Annotated in this window: 13 protein-coding genes and 1 pseudogene; 13 read left to right on the top strand and 1 reads right to left on the bottom strand. The window is 73.1% G+C overall.

Features of this window, described 5'->3' with window-relative positions; translation table 11 throughout:
* Positions 1-43: 43 nt before the first annotated feature.
* Positions 44-907 (top strand): annotated as a pseudogene (locus ACGF5T_RS22520) (NmrA family transcriptional regulator).
* Between the two features lie 52 nt (positions 908-959).
* On the opposite strand, the gene ACGF5T_RS22525 reads toward ACGF5T_RS22520, so the two are convergent.
* Positions 960-2093, bottom strand: coding sequence for a YihY/virulence factor BrkB family protein (locus tag ACGF5T_RS22525; RefSeq protein ID WP_356607417.1), 1134 nt, complete (start codon positions 2091-2093; stop codon positions 960-962).
* Between the two features lie 99 nt (positions 2094-2192).
* On the opposite strand from ACGF5T_RS22525, the gene ACGF5T_RS22530 reads away from it, so the two are divergent.
* The 12 genes from ACGF5T_RS22530 (at position 2193) to ACGF5T_RS22585 (ending at position 14773) form a co-directional block, all read left to right on the top strand.
* Positions 2193-3839 (top strand): acyl-CoA dehydrogenase family protein, encoded by a 1647-nt coding sequence (locus ACGF5T_RS22530; protein ID WP_366767756.1) that lies wholly within the window; start codon positions 2193-2195, stop codon positions 3837-3839.
* Positions 3840-4079: 240 nt separating this feature from the next.
* Entirely contained in the window at positions 4080-5369 is a 1290-nt protein-coding gene (locus ACGF5T_RS22535) for a GAF domain-containing protein (RefSeq protein WP_366767755.1), read from the top strand.
* A gap of 319 nt (positions 5370-5688) precedes the next feature.
* Positions 5689-6996 carry a hypothetical protein gene (locus ACGF5T_RS22540; protein ID WP_366767754.1) on the top strand — a complete coding sequence of 436 codons (1308 nt, stop codon included), beginning with the start codon at positions 5689-5691 and terminating at the stop codon, positions 6994-6996.
* A gap of 64 nt (positions 6997-7060) precedes the next feature.
* A complete protein-coding gene (locus ACGF5T_RS22545) occupies positions 7061-7633 on the top strand; it encodes a GNAT family N-acetyltransferase (RefSeq protein WP_356607425.1) in 573 nt (190 codons plus the stop codon).
* A 142-nt stretch (positions 7634-7775) separates the two neighbouring features.
* A complete protein-coding gene (locus tag ACGF5T_RS22550; protein WP_309475039.1) occupies positions 7776-7859 on the top strand; it encodes a putative leader peptide in 84 nt (27 codons plus the stop codon).
* A 129-nt stretch (positions 7860-7988) separates the two neighbouring features.
* Entirely contained in the window at positions 7989-9686 is a 1698-nt protein-coding gene (gene sirA, locus ACGF5T_RS22555) for a sulfite reductase SirA (protein WP_356607427.1), read from the top strand.
* Positions 9683-9862, top strand: a complete 180-nt coding sequence (locus ACGF5T_RS22560) for a hypothetical protein (RefSeq protein ID WP_366767753.1) — start codon at positions 9683-9685, stop codon at positions 9860-9862. Before sirA ends, ACGF5T_RS22560 begins: the two co-directional genes overlap by 4 nt.
* Positions 9859-10569 (top strand): phosphoadenylyl-sulfate reductase, encoded by a 711-nt coding sequence (locus ACGF5T_RS22565; RefSeq protein WP_356607431.1) that lies wholly within the window; start codon positions 9859-9861, stop codon positions 10567-10569. Before ACGF5T_RS22560 ends, ACGF5T_RS22565 begins: the two co-directional genes overlap by 4 nt.
* Position 10570: 1 nt before the next feature.
* Positions 10571-11140 (top strand): adenylyl-sulfate kinase, encoded by a 570-nt coding sequence (cysC, locus tag ACGF5T_RS22570; protein ID WP_356607433.1) that lies wholly within the window; start codon positions 10571-10573, stop codon positions 11138-11140.
* Positions 11137-12072 (top strand): sulfate adenylyltransferase subunit CysD, encoded by a 936-nt coding sequence (gene cysD / locus ACGF5T_RS22575; protein WP_361009394.1) that lies wholly within the window; start codon positions 11137-11139, stop codon positions 12070-12072. The genes cysC and cysD overlap by 4 nt, the downstream gene beginning before the upstream one ends.
* Before the next feature lie 2 nt (positions 12073-12074).
* On the top strand, positions 12075-13430 hold the full coding sequence (locus tag ACGF5T_RS22580) for a GTP-binding protein (RefSeq protein ID WP_356607437.1): 1356 nt from the start codon (positions 12075-12077) through the stop codon (positions 13428-13430).
* A gap of 239 nt (positions 13431-13669) precedes the next feature.
* Positions 13670-14773: an aliphatic sulfonate ABC transporter substrate-binding protein gene (locus tag ACGF5T_RS22585; protein ID WP_356607439.1), complete on the top strand. Its 1104-nt coding sequence runs from the start codon at positions 13670-13672 to the stop codon at positions 14771-14773.
* The last annotated feature ends 24 nt before the right edge of the window (positions 14774-14797 follow it).

The raw sequence follows: 14797 nt of genomic DNA on the forward strand, positions 1-14797 counted from the left end.
TTCGGCGATGGGAACGCGGGGCGCCCGGCCGTTGACTGGTGCCATGACGAGGACGAGTGCACAAGGGGACATGACGGTCGTCGTGACGGGGGCGTCCGGGCGGGCCGGCAGCCGGGTGGCCGGGGCGGCACGGGCGGCCGGGCTGACGGTGCGGGCCGCGTCGCGGGCGACCGGGTTCGACTGGTGGGACCGGTCGACCTGAGCCGGCACCCTGCGCGGCGCCGACGCGGCCTTCGTGGTCCACCCCGCCGACGTAGGCGCCCCCGACGCCGCGGCGACGGTCGGGGCCTTCGCCCGGGAGGCGGCGGGGCTCGGCGTACGGCGGCTGGTGCTGCTGTCGGCGCGGGGCGAGGAGCAGGCGCGGCCCGCCGAGGAGGCGCTGGCCGGGGCGGACACGCGGTGGACGGTCGTGCGGGCCGCCTGGTTCGCGCAGAACTTCGGTGAGGGTCCGCTGGCGGAGGAGCTGCGCGGGAGCGGGGAGCTGGTGTTCCCGGCCGGTGACGCGGCCCGGGAGCCGTTCGTGGACCTGCGGGACGTGGCCGACGTGGTGGTGGCGGCGCTGGTGTCCGGCGACCGGTACGCCGGGCGGGTGCTGGAGGTGTCGGGGCCCCGGCTGCTGACCTTCGCCGAGGCGGTCGCGGAGATCGCGAAGGAGACGGGCCGCGCGCTGACGTACCGGGCCGTCGCGGCCCGGGAGTACGGCGGGAACCTGGTCGGCTTCGGGGTGCCGGCGCAGGAGGCGGCGTTCCTGGTGGAGCTGTTCGGCACGCTGCTCGACGGCCGCAACGCCCGGTTGTCGGACGGGGTGCGGCAGGTGCTGGGGCGCGCGCCGAGGGACTTCAGCGACTTCGTGCGCGAGGGGGTGGCCGCCGGGACGTGGGAGCCGGGGGCGTCCGGCCGCGCCTAGGGACGGCCGCCGGGTAGGGGGATCTCGCGATCCGGGGGACGGCCTCGGCCGGTCAGGAGGCCTCCGGCTTGTCGTGGTTCGCGGGCGGGTGGTTCTTCACGTGGGCCCGCAGGCGGGCCGTGACGTCCTCGGGCGGCAGGAAGCGGGACCAGCGTTCCGGGAACTCGGAGGGCATGTCGGGGTCCGCCTCGCCGGTCGCGGCGGCCCGGGCCACGTACTCGGCGATCTGGGCCTGCCGCAGCCGCTCGTTGGCCTCGCGGGCGGCCGCGGTGGCGGCGGCGGGCCACACCCGGTCGATGGCCGCGTTGACCGCCGCCCCGACCAGCACCGCGAACGCCGACACGCCGATCCACAGCAGCACGGCGACGGGCGCCGCGAGCGAACCGTAGATGGTGGGTCCCTCGACGGTGCTGGTGAGGTAGATGCGCAGCAGGAAACTGCCGAGCACCCACATCGCGAGGGCCACCAGCGCGCCGGGCACGTCCTCGATCCACGGGGAGCGCACGGGCACGGAGACGTGGTACAGCGTGGTCAGGAAGGCGACGGACAGGATGATGACGACCGGCCAGTACAGCACCTGGACGACCGTCGTCGACCACGGCACGATCCGGACCACGGCGTCGGGTCCGGCCACCATCAGCGGCAGCGCGACCGACCCGATCAGCAGGGCCACCAGGAACAGCAGGAAGGCCATGAGACGGGTCTTGACGATCCCCCGGACGCCGTCGAGGCCGTACATCACGGTGATGGTGTCGATGAAGACGTTCACCGCGCGGGAGCCCGACCACAGGGCGAACAGGAATCCGATGGAGATGACGTCGGGCCGGCCGCCCTTGGTCACGTCGTCCAGGATCGGCTCGGTGATCTGCTGGACGCCCCGCTCGGAGAGCACCGCGCGGGAGGCGTCCAGGATGTTGGTGCGCAGGCTCTCGGTGGTGTCGGCGCCGATCCACAGGTCGACGTAGCCGATCAGCCCGAGGACGCTCAGCAGCAGGGGAGGCACCGACAGCAGGGTGAAGAACGCGGCCTCGGCGGCCAGGCCGAGGATGCGGTACTCCATGCCCGAGTTGACGGTGTCCTTGAGCAGCAGCCAGGCGGTCCTGCGTTTGGAGACGTTCCGGTACAGAACCCGGGCGCGATGGAGCCGGCCGGAGGGCCGTTCGGGGGATTCACTTGCTGGCTGCACGCCCTAAAGGTATCCGCAGCCGGGGGCCGCACTCATCCGCGGACGCCCGCCGGCCGGTGCCGCCGCCGCGCCGGTCGCCGGCACGGTAGGTTCACGGTCATGGCAGGCAGTACCCACACCGTGACGAATCAGGCCCCGCCGCTGGTCGGCCACGACGTCTTCACCACCGACCGGGCGCTGACGGCGGCGGTCGAGCGGCACCTGGCACCGGAGCTGCGCGAGGAGGCCCGGGCCGAGCTGTCGGGCCTGGGCCGCAGTTGCGGGTCCCTGCAGAGCCGGGAGTGGGGTGTACAGGCCGACGAGAACCCCCCGCGACTGCGCACCCACGACCGCTACGGCCACCGCGTCGACGAGGTCGACTTCCACCCGGCGTGGCACCGGCTGCTCGGCAAGGGCGTCGCGGCGGGCCTGACCGCGGCCTGGTCCCGGCCGGGCGGGCAGGTGACGCGCGCCGCCGGGTTCCTGATGTGGACCCAGGTGGAGGCCGGCAGCTGCTGTCCCCTGTCGATGACCCACGCGGCCGTGCCGGCCCTGCGCGCCGACGCGGAGCTGGCCGCGGAGTGGGAGCCGCGGCTGACCTCCCGGGTGTACGACCGGGAGCTGCGGCCCGCCCCGCTGAAGGCCGGGGTCCTGTTCGGGATGGCCATGACGGAGAAGCAGGGCGGCAGCGACGTCCGGGCGGGCACCACCGCCGCCCGCCCGCTGGCCGAGGACGGCACGTACGAGCTGACCGGGCACAAGTGGTTCTGCTCGGCGCCGATGTCGGACGGCTTCCTCGTGCTGGCGCAGGCCCCGGGAGGGCTGACCTGCTTCCTGGTGCCCCGCGTCCTGCCGGACGGGACCCGCAACGTGTTCCTGATCCAGCGGCTGAAGGACAAGCTGGGCAACCGGTCCAACGCCTCCGCCGAGGTGGAGTTCGCGGGCACCTGGGCGCGCCGGGTCGGCGAGGAGGGGCGCGGGGTGCGCACCGTCATCGGCATGGTGGCGGCGACCCGGCTGGACTGCGTGCTGGGGTCGGCGGGACTGATGCGGCGGGCCGTCGCCGAGGCGGTGCACCACTGCACGTACCGGGAGGCGTTCGGCGCGAAGCTCGTCGACCAGCCGCTCATGCGCAACGTCCTCGCGGACCTCGCGGTCGAGTCGGAGGCGGCGACCACGCTGGCGATGCGGCTGGCGGCGGCCCAGGACGCGGCCGAGGGCGGTGACGAGCGCGAGCGTGCGCTGCTGCGGCTTGCGGTGCCGGTGGCCAAGTACTGGGTGACCAAGCGGTGCGCGCCGGTGGTCGTGGAGGCCGCCGAGTGCCTGGGCGGCAACGGGTACGTCGAGGAGTCCGGGTTGCCCCGGCTGGTGCGCGAGTCGCCGCTGAACTCGATCTGGGAGGGCGCCGGCAACGTACAGGCGCTGGACGTGCTCAGGGCGCTCGGGCGGGAACCGCTGGCGATGGACGCCTACCTGACGGAGGTGGGCCTGGCGCGCGGCGCCGACCACCGCCTGGACGCGGCGATCAGGGGGCTGCTGACGGAACTGGCCGATCTGGGGGCCGCCGCCGAGGGGCGGGCGCGGCGGCTGGTGGAGCGGCTGGCGCTGGTGCTCCAGGGCTCGCTGCTGGTGAGGTACGCGCCGCCCGAGGTCGCCGACGCGTTCTGCGCGGCCCGGCTGGGCGGCGACGGGGGCATGGCCTTCGGCACGCTGCCGCCGACGCTCGATCTGGCGTCGGTCGTGGAGCGGGCCCGCCCGGTGGCCTGATCGCGCCCGTGTGGCGCGGGGGTGGTGCTGCGCCGACACGGCACCACCCCCGCCACACGGGCCCGTTCGGGCCGCGTACGCCGCACGGGGCGGCGTGACTCCAGTTTGGACACCGGCCGGGCGGTCCACCAGGGTTGCAGGGGGTTGCAACTTGCCGGCCGTGTGCGGACCGTGTTCCGCGGGGCACGGGCAGGCGGCCCCCACCAGACGGACATCCGGCTTCCGGGAGGGACGGGACCAGTGGCGCTCTCGCCGAGGGACGTGACGCGGCTCGCCGCCGTCGACACGACGCGCGCGGCGCGCATGCTCAGCGAGGTCCGCTCCGCGCGACTCTCGGGCGGACGGGCCCCGGTGGCGCCGCGTCCGGTGATCGAGCAGTCCTGGGAGCGGATGCTGCGCAGCGGCGTCGACCCGGAGCACGACTTCCGCGCGGGGCTGCTGCCCCTGGACGAGGTTCGGCGGCGCCGGGAGGCCTCGCCGCTGCGGCACGTGCTGCCGGTCCTGCGCGAGGGCCTGCTGTCCGTCGCGGACGTGGCGCAGCACATCATGGTGGTCGCCGACGACGAGGGCCGGCTGCTGTGGCGGGAGGGCAGCGCGCCCGTGCTGCGCAAGGCCGACGGGCTGGGCTTCGAACTCGGGGCGGACTGGCGCGAAGAGGTGGTCGGGACCAATGGTGTGGGGACGCCGGCGGTCACCCGGCGGCCCGTCCAGGTGTTCGCCTCCGAGCACTTCGTGCGGTCCCAGGCGACCTGGACCTGCGCCGGAGCGCCCATCAGCGATCCGCGCAGCGGCCGGCTGCTCGGCGTGGTCGACGTGAGCGGGCCGCTGACGACGATGCATCCGGCCACGCTCGCCTGGGTCGACTCGGTCGCCAAGCTGGCCGAGGCCCGGCTGCGCGAGCTGCACGTGCGGTCCCTGGAGCGGCTGCGGGCGGTGGCGGCGCCGGTGCTGGCCCGGCTCGACGGCCGGGCCCTGGTCACGGACCGGGACGGCTGGTCGGCGGCGGTGACGGGGATGCCGTACCTGGACCGGGTGGTGCTGCCCGGACCCCCGGTGGCGGGACGGCGGTGGCTGCCGTCGCTCGGCGCGTGCACCGTGGAGCCGCTGGGCGAGGGCTGGCTGGTGCGGGCGGCCGAGGAGCCGGTGCCGAGCGGGGGCGTCCGGGTGGTGCTGGACCTCGGGCAGCCGCGCCGCTGGTCGGTCCGGGTGCTGGGGGACGCGCAGGCGTGGACGCGGGGACTGAGCGCCCGGCACGCGGAGTTGCTGTACCTGCTGGCCGTCCACCGCGGCGGTCGCAGTGCCGCGGAGCTGGCCGAGGACCTGTTCGGCGACCCGGCGCGCACGGTGACGGTGCGGGCCGAGATGTCCCGGGTGCGCAGGTACCTCGGGGCCTGTCTGGAACACCGGCCGTATCGTTTCTGCGCCTCGGCGGAGGTGGAACTCGTCCTCCCGGACGACCCCCGTGACCTCCTCCCCCACTCCACGGCCCCGACGGTGACGGCGCACCGGGCCGCACGCCCGGCGCCCTGACCGCCCGCCTCGGCCCCGGGCGGAGCGCCCGACCCGCCGGGCGTCCCGCACGCCCGGGCACGCCCGCACCGGGCACCGGGCACCGGGCACCGGGCACCGGGCACCGGGCACAGGGCACAGGGCACAGGGCACCGGGCACAGGGCACAGGGCACAGGGCACAGGGCACAGGGCACCGAGACGCTACGTTTTCGCATATTTGCAGCGTCCGCGTCCGCGGACCCGCCCACCTGTGTAGCATCCTCTACGGACCGCGCCAGCCGCTCCCCGGTCAACGCGACCACCGTCGAGCCCAGTTGGTCCGGTGCCTGTGGAGGTTTGATGAAGCACCGCGGCAGACACCGCCGACGCAGGCGGAGCCGGGCGCTGCGCGCGGCCCTGGCCGGTGCGGCCCTCGCACTGACCGGCGCCGCCACGATGATCAGCGCCTCGCAGGCCACGGTCGCCGACGACCCCGGTGCCCTCGAGCCCCTCACCTCCGCCACCCGGACCGACGCCCTGCGCCTGACCGAGCACCGGGTACCGCGCCCCTGGCTCGACCGCCTCTCCGCCGCGATGGGTGAACCGGTGGGCGTCGCCACCGTCCTCGGCTCCGCCGACCGCACGCTGCGCGACGCCGCCGACTGCACGACCGGTGAGCGGGAGGCGCTGCCGGTCCTCCCCGCGGCCACCCGGGCCTACTGCTGGGACCCGGCCGACACCGAGGGCTGGCGGCCGGGCGCGGTCACCACCTCCGGGGACGCCGAGGCGGACGGCCGCTGGGGCGCCCACCGCGTGGTCCTCTCCGCGTGGACCCGCGACGACGGTACGCCCGAGGGCGGCCTCGCCCGGGTCTCCTTCGTCGACGCGGACGCTCCCGACCGGCCCGGCTACACCTCGGCCCTCCTCGCCGTCCCGGTCGACCGCGGGCACGACTACCGGGGGCTCGCCTCCCCCGTCTCCGGCATGGTCTGGTACCAGGACAAGCTGCTGGTCACCACCGGCGCCGGTGGTCGAGAGGCGCTGTACGTCTACGACCTGGACCTGATCCAGCGCGCCACCACCGACGCGGACGCGGTCGGCCGGGTGCCCGGCGGCTGGGCGGCGGGCGGCCACCCGTACGTCCTGCCCGCCGTCGCCTCGTACCGGCTCTCCGACACCTCCGGCGCGGCGCGTCCCGCCGCGATCTCCCTGGACCGGGGCACGGCCCCGGTCAGCCTGGTGGCGAGCGAGCGGGTGCCCGCCGAGGGCGACCGCCCCACCCGGCTCTGGCGCTACGCGTTCAGCGCCGATCCCGCCCGGGCCGGACTGCCGGCCGTCGACTCCGCGGGACACGTCGACGCGGTGGAGGCGTACGAGACGGGGGCGGCCGAGGTGGGCGGCGTCCTCTCGCACCGCGCGCCCGGCGCGACGCGAGCCGACTGGTACCTGGGCCGCGCGGCCGGCGGGGACGACGGGCGCGGGACCCTGTGGCGCCAGGACACGGACGCCGCCCGGGCCGTGGAGTGCGGGGCGGACCGCTCGCAGCGGTGCTGGAGCGGACAGGCGGGCTCCCTGTCGTACTGGGAGGCGACCGGTGAGATCTGGTCCCAGTCGGGCCGCATGCTGTTCGCGGTGCCGCTGACGTCGATCGAGGACGCGCTCGACTGACGCCCGCCCCGGGGGACCGGACGGGAGATGACAGATGCGCGGCGCGGATGGTTCCCTGACCGCCATGACCCACATCGCCGTGACCACCTGGTCCCTGGAGCAGACGGCGCCGACCGATCTGCTGCCGGCCGCCGCACCGGAGGGGGACGTCCGGATCGTCCGCTCCGAGGTGCCCTCCCCCGAGTTCAGCCGTTTTCTGTACGCCTCGGTCGGCGGGGACATCCGCTGGACGGACCGGCTCGGCTGGAGTCACGCGCGGTGGCGGGAGCACCTGGAGCGGCCGGGGGTGGAGACCTGGGTCGCCCACGACCGCGGCACCCCCGCCGGGTACGTGGAGCTGTCGTCCGGCGACGACGGGGTGGTGGAGATCGAGTACTTCGGCCTGATTCCGGCTTTCCGGGGCCGGCGCATCGGTGGTCACCTGCTGTCGTACGGCACCGCCCGCGCCTGGGACCTGGCGGACCGCTGGCCGGGCCTGGCCGCGACCAAGCGGGTGTGGCTGCACACGTGCAGCAAGGACGGCGCGTTCGCGCTGGACAACTACCAGCGCCGCGGCTTCCGCCTCTTCGACACCAAGGTCGAGGAGGAACCGGACGTCGCCACTCCCGGGCCGTGGCCCGGAGCGTTCCCCGCCTGACCGTGCCTCGGCCCTGACCAGGCGTCGACGGGGGCCGACGACCATGTGACCCACAACACCCTTGTCTCGCTGTACGAGACAAGGGTGTCTGCATCGTGGACAAAGCTGGACGGTGTTCAGATCGTCGTGCCAGGCTTCCGTCATGCCTGGAACTGGAATTGCCTTGGTGAGTCGGCGGCACGTCGACCTCGGCCGCATGTCCAGCGCCATCTGTCCGGGCCGCTGAGAGCTTCCTCCAGCACTACCGGATCCCCGCAGTCGCCTCATTCCCGCGCAACGCCGCGCAATCATGCCCGTGCGCGCACACGCGCAGGTCAGAGCCGCATTTCCGCCTGCCCCGAAGGACGTGTCATCCATGGCCGCCACGCCGCCGAATCCTGCTGCCGCGACCCCCCGCCGCAAGGTGAGCCGTCACCGCGGCGAGGGTCAGTGGGCAGCCGGTCACTTCACCCCGCTCAACGGCAACGAGCAGGTGAAGAAGGACGACGACGGTCTCAACGTGCGGACACGTATTGAGACGATCTACTCCAAGCGTGGTTTCGACTCGATCGACCCCAGTGACCTCCGCGGACGCATGCGCTGGTGGGGGCTGTACACCCAGCGCAAGCAGGGCATCGACGGCGGGAAGACGGCCGTCCTGGAGCCGGAGGAGCTGGACGACAGCTACTTCATGCTGCGCGTGCGCGTCGACGGCGGCGCGCTGACCACCGCGCAGCTGCGCGTCATCGGCGAGATCTCGCAGGAGTTCGCCCGCGGCACCGCCGACCTCACCGACCGGCAGAACGTCCAGTACCACTGGATCCGGATCGAGGACGTCCCCGAGATCTGGAACCGGCTGGAGGGCGTCGGCCTGTCCACGGTCACCGCCTGCGGCGACACGCCCCGCGTGATGATCGGCTCCCCGGTCGCGGGCATCGCCGAGGACGAGATCATCGACGGCACGCCGGCCCTGGAGGAGATGAAGCGCCGGGTCCTGAACAACCCGGCGTACTCGAACCTGCCGCGGAAGTTCAAGACCGCGATCTCCGGGTCGCCGGTGCTGGACGTGGTCCACGAGATCAACGACGTGGCCTTCGTCGGCGTCGAGCACCCCGAGCACGGGCCGGGCTTCGACCTGTGGGTCGGCGGCGGCCTGTCCACCAACCCCAAGCTGGGCGTGCGCCTGAACGCCTGGGTGCCGATCGAGGACGTGCCGGACGTCTACGAGGGCGTCATCTCCATCTTCCGCGACTACGGCTACCGGCGGCTGCGCAACCGTGCCCGCCTGAAGTTCCTGGTCGCCGACTGGGGTCCGGAGAAGTTCCGCCAGGTGCTGGAGGACGAGTACCTGAAGCGGAAGCTGACCGACGGCCCGGCGCCCGCCGACCCGACCAGCCGCTGGCGCGACCACATCGGCGTGCACCGGCAGAAGGACGGCCGCTTCTACGTCGGCTTCGCCCCGCGCGTCGGCCGCGTCGACGGCACGATCCTCACCAAGGTCGCCGACCTGGCGGAGGCGCACGGCTCGGGCCGGGTGCGCACCACGGTCGAGCAGAAGATGATCGTCCTCGACGTCGAGGAGGGGCAGGTCGACTCCCTGGTGGAGTCCCTGGAGGCGCTGGACCTCACCGCCCGGCCCTCCACCTTCCGGCGCGGCACCATGGCCTGCACCGGCATCGAGTTCTGCAAGCTCGCCATCGTCGAGACCAAGGCGCGCGGCGCCTCGCTGATCGACGAGCTGGAGCGCCGGCTCCCGGAGTTCGACGAGCCCCTCACCATCAACCTCAACGGCTGCCCCAACGCCTGCGCCCGCATCCAGACCGCGGACATCGGTCTCAAGGGCCAGCTGGTCCTGAACGCCGAGGGCGAGCAGGTCGAGGGCTACCAGGTGCACCTGGGCGGCGCCCTCGGCCTGGAGCCCGGCTTCGGCCGCAAGGTGCGCGGCCTCAAGGTCACGGCGGAGGAGCTGCCGGACTACGTGGAGCGCGTGCTCAAGCGCTACGAGGCCGAGCGCGAGGACGGCGAGCGCTTCGCCACCTGGGCGGCCCGCGCCACCGAGGAGGCCCTGTCATGAGCGAGCGCGCCGCGCCGTTCCACTGCCCCTACTGCGGCGACGAGGACCTGCGTCCCCACGAGGAAGGACACGGGGCCTGGGAATGCGGGGCGTGCAACCGCGCATTCCAGTTGAAGTTCCTCGGGCTCCTCGCCCGGGGTCTTCAGCCCAACTCCACGGGAGAGGAACCGATATGACGGCGGTTCAGGAAGAGCGTACGACCGAGGAACTCAAGGCGCTGGCCGAGCGGGCGGGCCGCGAGCTGGAGGACGCCTCCGCGCTGGACATCCTCCGGTGGGCGGCCGAGACGTTCGGCAGCCGCTTCTGCGTGACCTCCTCGATGGAGGACGCGGTCGTCGCCCACCTGGCCTCCCGCGCCCTGCCCGGCGTGGACGTGGTCTTCCTCGACACCGGCTACCACTTCCCGGAGACCATCGGCACCCGGGACGCGGTGGAGGCCGTGATGGACGTCAACGTCATCACGCTCACCCCGCGGCAGACGGTCGCCGAGCAGGACGCCGAGTACGGCCCGAGGCTGCACGACCGCGACCCCGACCTGTGCTGCGCGCTGCGCAAGGTCAAGCCGCTGGAGGAGGGCCTGAAGGGCTATCAGGCCTGGGCGACCGGCCTGCGCCGCGACGAGTCCGAGACCCGCGCGAACACCCCCGTCGTCGGCTGGGACGAGAAGCGGCGGAAGGTGAAGGTCTCCCCCATCGCCAAGTGGTCACAGGAAGACGTGCAGACGTACGTCGACGAGCACGGAGTCCTCACCAACCCGCTGCTGACGGACGGCTATGCCTCCGTGGGCTGCGCGCCCTGCACCCGCCGCGTGCTGGAGGGCGAGGACGCCCGCGCCGGCCGCTGGGCGGGCCGTTCCAAGACCGAGTGCGGACTGCACGGCTGACATGACGACGACCACTGATCTTCAGGAGAACCCTGTGACGACCGGAGCCACCGTCTGGCTCACGGGTCTGCCCAGTGCCGGCAAGACCACCATCGCGTACGAGCTGGCCGACCGCCTCCGGGCGGAGGGCCGGCGCGTGGAGCTGCTCGACGGCGACGAGATCCGCGAGTTCCTCTCGGCGGGCCTCGGCTTCAGCCGCGAGGACCGGCACACCAACGTGCAGCGGATCGGCTTCGTCGCCGAACTGCTCGCCCGCAACGGCGTCACCGCGCTGGTCCCGGTGATCGCCCCCTACGCGGACAGCCGGGACGCCGTCCGCAAGCGGCACGAGGCGAACGGCACGGCGTACGTGGAGGTGCACGTGGCGACCCCGGTCGAGGTCTGCTCGGTGCGCGACGTGAAGGGCCTGTACGCCAAGCAGGCCGCGGGCGAGCTGACCGGGCTCACCGGGGTCGACGACCCGTACGAGGAGCCCGTCGCGCCCGACCTGCGCGTCGAGTCGCAGGACCAGACCGTGCAGGAGTCCGCCGCGGCGGTCCACGCCCTGCTCACCGAAAGGGGACTGGCATGACGACGACCGTCGCAGCGGTGGAGGGGACGGCGGGCCCGTACACCCTCTCCCACCTCGACGCCCTCGAGTCCGAGGCGGTGCACATCTTCCGCGAGGTGGCGGGCGAGTTCGAGCGGCCGGTGATCCTCTTCTCCGGCGGCAAGGACTCCATCGTCATGCTGCACCTGGCGCTGAAGGCGTTCGCCCCCGCGGCGGTCCCCTTCTCGCTGCTGCACGTGGACACCGGGCACAACTTCCCGGAGGTTCTGGAGTACCGCGACCGCACGGTGGAGCGGCACGGGCTGCGCCTGCACGTCGCCTCCGTGCAGGACTACATCGACCGCGGGGTGCTCAGGGAGCGTCCGGACGGCACCCGCAACCCGCTGCAGACCCTGCCGCTGACCGAGAAGATCCAGGCGGAGCGGTTCGACGCCGTCTTCGGCGGCGGGCGCCGCGACGAGGAGAAGGCCCGCGCCAAGGAGCGGGTGTTCTCGCTGCGCGACGAGTTCTCCCAGTGGGACCCGCGCCGCCAGCGCCCCGAGCTGTGGAACCTGTACAACGGCCGGCACGCCCCCGGCGAGCACGTCCGGGTCTTCCCGCTGTCCAACTGGACCGAGCTGGACGTGTGGCAGTACATCGCCCGCGAGGGCATCGAGCTGCCGGACATCTACTACGCCCACGAGCGGGAGGTCTTCGCCCGGTCCGGGATGTGGCTGACGGCCGGTGCGTGGGGCGGCCCGAAGGACGGCGAGACGGTGGAGAAGCGGCGGGTCCGCTACCGCACCGTCGGTGACATGTCCTGCACCGGGGCCGTCGACTCCGACGCCGACGGCATCGAGAAGGTGATCGCCGAGATCGCCGCCTCCCGGCTCACCGAGCGCGGCGCCACACGCGCCGACGACAAGATGTCCGAGGCCGCGATGGAAGACCGCAAGCGCGAGGGGTACTTCTAGCCATGACCAGCACCGCCGAACCCGTCGAGCCGCTCTCCGTCGAGCAGCTGTCCGAGACCACCCTGCTGCGGTTCGCCACCGCCGGGTCCGTCGACGACGGCAAGTCCACCCTGGTGGGCCGCCTGCTGCACGACTCCAAGTCGATCCTCACCGACCAGCTGGAGGCCGTCGAGCGGGCCTCCGCCAGCCGCGGCCAGGAGGCCCCGGACCTCGCGCTGCTCACCGACGGCCTGCGGGCCGAGCGGGAGCAGGGCATCACCATCGACGTGGCCTACCGCTACTTCGCCACCCCGCGCCGCCGGTTCATCCTGGCCGACACCCCGGGGCACGTGCAGTACACCCGGAACATGGTCACCGGCGCCTCCACGGCGGAGCTGACGGTGATCCTGGTCGACGCGCGCAACGGCGTCGTCGAGCAGACCCGCCGGCACGCCGCGATCGCCGCCCTGCTGCGGGTCCCGCACGTCGTCCTCGCCGTCAACAAGATGGACCTGGTGGACTACCGGGAGCCCGTGTTCGCCGCCATCGCCGAGGAGTTCACGGCGTACGCGACCGAGCTGGGCGTCCCGGAGGTCACCGCGATCCCCATCTCGGCGCTCGCGGGCGACAACGTGGTGGAGCCGTCGGCCGTCATGGACTGGTACGGCGGCCCGACGGTGCTGGAACACCTGGAGACCGTCCCGGTCAGCCACGACCTGGCGCACTGCCACGCCCGGCTGCCCGTGCAGTACGTGATCCGGCCGCAGACCGCCGAGCACCCCGACTACCGCGGCTACGCGGGCCAGATCGCCGCGGGCACCTTCCGCGTCGGCGACCCGGTCACCGTGCTGCCGTCGGGCCGCACCTCGACGGTGTCCGGCATCGACGTGCTCGGTGACGCGGTCGACACCGCGTGGACGCCGCAGTCGGTGACGCTGCTGCTGGAGGACGACATCGACGTCTCGCGCGGGGACCTGATCGTGCCCAGCAAGGACGCCCCCGCCACCAGCCAGGACGTCGAGGCCACGGTCTGCCACGTCGCCGACGCGCCGCTCACCGTGGGCCACCGCGTGCTCATCAAGCACGGCACCCGCACGGTGAAGGCGATCGTCAAGGACATCCCGGCCCGGCTCACGCTCGACGACCTGTCCCTGCACCCGCACCCCGGTCAGCTCGTCGCCAACGACATCGGCCGGGTGAAGATCCGCACCGCGGAGCCGCTGCCCGCCGACTCCTACGCGGACTCCCGCCGCACCGGGTCGTTCATCCTGATCGACCCGAGCGACGGCACCACGCTCACCGCCGGGATGGTCGGCGAGTCCTTCGCCGCGCCGGAGCCGGTCAAGGACGCGGCGGACGACGACGGGTGGGACTTCTGACCATGCGTTCCCCGGACTTCTACTCCACGTTCGCCAAGGAGGGCGGCCGCGTCGGCAGCGGCTCCCTCGGCAGCGGGCAGGGCGGGGTCGGGCGATGTGCGCGGTGACGTACGCGCACTGCTCGCGCGCCCGCACCCCCCACCCGCACAGCCGAAGACCAGCCGACCTCCCGGCCACGACCTGACACCTCGGATCCACCGACAGGCGTGACCGCCGGGCCAACGAGAGGAAAGCCTCCCGTGCCTGCCACCACCGCTCTGCGCCGCACCCTCGCGGTCATGGCCGCCCTGCCGCTCCTCACCCTCGCCGCCTGCGGATACGGCTCCAAGGCCGAAGACGAGGACACCGCGAAGGTCGCCGCCGGCGCCGAGAAGATCGACGGTCTCGACTCCGTCCGCATCGGCTACTTCGGCAACGTCACCCACGCCACCGCCCTGGTCGGCAACCAGAAGGGCTTCTTCCAGAAGGCGCTGGGCGCCACCGAGGCCAAGTACGCGACCTTCAACGCCGGCCCGTCCGAGATCGAGGCCCTGAACTCCGGCTCCATCGACATCGGCTGGATCGGCCCCTCCCCGTCGATCAACGGATACACCAAGTCCGGCGGCAAGAACCTGCGGATCATCGGCGGTTCGGCCTCGGGCGGGGTGAAGCTGGTGGTGAACCCCGAGAAGATCAAGTCGCTGAAGGACGTCAAGGGCAAGCGCATCGCCACCCCGCAGCTCGGCAACACGCAGGACGTGGCGTTCCTCAACTGGGTCGCCGAGCAGGGCTGGAAGGTCGACGCGCAGAGCGGCAAGGGCGACGTGACGGTCGTCCGCAGCGACAACAAGGTCACGCCCGACGCCTACAAGGCGGGTTCCCTGGACGGCGCCTGGGTGCCGGAGCCGACCGCGTCCAAGCTGGTCGCCGAGGGCGGCAAGGTGCTGCTGGACGAGTCGACGCTGTGGCCGGACAAGAAGTTCGTGATCACGAACATCATCGTGTCGCAGAAGTTCCTCAGGGAGCACCCGAAGGCCGTCGAGGCCGTGCTGAAGGCCTCGGTCGAGACCAACGAGTGGATCAAGGCCAACCCGGACGAGGCGAAGGCCGCGGCCAACCGGCAGCTGGAGAAGGACACGGGCAAGGCCCTGCCGGCCGAGGTCCTGGACCCGGCGTGGCAGTCGATCGAGGTCACCGACGACCCGTTGGCCGCCACCCTCGACGCCCAGGCCGAGCACGCCGTCAAGGCGGGCCTGCTGGACGAGCCCGACCTGCAGGGCATCTACGACCTCCGGCCGCTCAACAAGGTCCTCGGGGCCAAGGGCAGGCCCGCGGTCGACGACGCCGGTCTCGGCGCGAAGTAGCCGGATCCCGACCATCCCCAGGAG

Origin of the sequence: Streptomyces sp. NPDC047853 (assembly GCF_043204535.1) — a bacterium.
GTDB lineage: Bacteria > Actinomycetota > Actinomycetes > Streptomycetales > Streptomycetaceae > Streptomyces.

Coding starts and splice junctions, on each gene's coding strand:
- ACGF5T_RS22580 (WP_356607437.1), top strand. CDS start 12,075: ATGACCAGCACCGCCGAACCCGTCGAGCCGCTCTCCGTCGAGCAGCTG.
- cysC (WP_356607433.1), top strand. CDS start 10,571: ATGACGACGACCACTGATCTTCAGGAGAACCCTGTGACGACCGGAGCC.
- sirA (WP_356607427.1), top strand. CDS start 7,989: ATGGCCGCCACGCCGCCGAATCCTGCTGCCGCGACCCCCCGCCGCAAG.
- ACGF5T_RS22565 (WP_356607431.1), top strand. CDS start 9,859: ATGACGGCGGTTCAGGAAGAGCGTACGACCGAGGAACTCAAGGCGCTG.
- ACGF5T_RS22560 (WP_366767753.1), top strand. CDS start 9,683: ATGAGCGAGCGCGCCGCGCCGTTCCACTGCCCCTACTGCGGCGACGAG.
- ACGF5T_RS22550 (WP_309475039.1), top strand. CDS start 7,776: ATGCCTGGAACTGGAATTGCCTTGGTGAGTCGGCGGCACGTCGACCTC.
- cysD (WP_361009394.1), top strand. CDS start 11,137: ATGACGACGACCGTCGCAGCGGTGGAGGGGACGGCGGGCCCGTACACC.
- ACGF5T_RS22530 (WP_366767756.1), top strand. CDS start 2,193: ATGGCAGGCAGTACCCACACCGTGACGAATCAGGCCCCGCCGCTGGTC.
- ACGF5T_RS22540 (WP_366767754.1), top strand. CDS start 5,689: ATGAAGCACCGCGGCAGACACCGCCGACGCAGGCGGAGCCGGGCGCTG.
- ACGF5T_RS22545 (WP_356607425.1), top strand. CDS start 7,061: ATGACCCACATCGCCGTGACCACCTGGTCCCTGGAGCAGACGGCGCCG.